The 495-nt window shown below is 51.1% G+C and carries 1 protein-coding gene; it reads right to left on the bottom strand.

What is annotated here, in order from left to right:
• A partial coding sequence (locus ACTHUR_RS19100; protein WP_440400346.1) for a transglycosylase SLT domain-containing protein occupies window positions 1-495 on the bottom strand: 495 nt, incomplete at both ends.

Below are 495 nucleotides of genomic sequence, written 5' to 3'. Positions count from 1 at the left end.
ATCGGTAGCAGCGTAAACGTCGTGGCGGCCGTCATACAAAGGCGTTTTTTCCAAGCCGAAGTGGCGGCCGGTAGCCGGCATAAATTGCCACAGGCCGGATGCGCCGACGTGTGATTTGGCTTTGGTTACAAATGCGCTTTCAATGAAAGGCAGCAAAGCGATTTCAGCAGGCATATTGCGTTTTTTAACTTCATTGGCAATATGGTACATATAAGGTTTGCTGCGGGAGATGGTGCGGTCGAAATATGCGCTGTTTGCAGCAAATTTGTTTTCATGGCGGCGAACCAGTTCTGTGTTGACTTCGTTAATGCGGAAGTCTTTACGTAATGATGCCCACAAGCTACCAGAGCCGAAGGTTTGTGCTTTGGCTTGGTCGAGCAGGGAAGAGTTGAGGCGCATCATTGCCATGCCGACTTGGTTGGGCGTAGCGTTTTGCGCGTAGGCTGTGGCGGAAACTGCCGCCAGGCTTGAAACGGTCAGAACGATGGTTTTTAG

It is taken from the genome of Neisseria sp. P0021.S007, from assembly GCF_051956855.1.
Note: the sequence above shows the minus strand (reverse complement) of the source record. Positions and strands in the feature narration are given on the sequence as shown.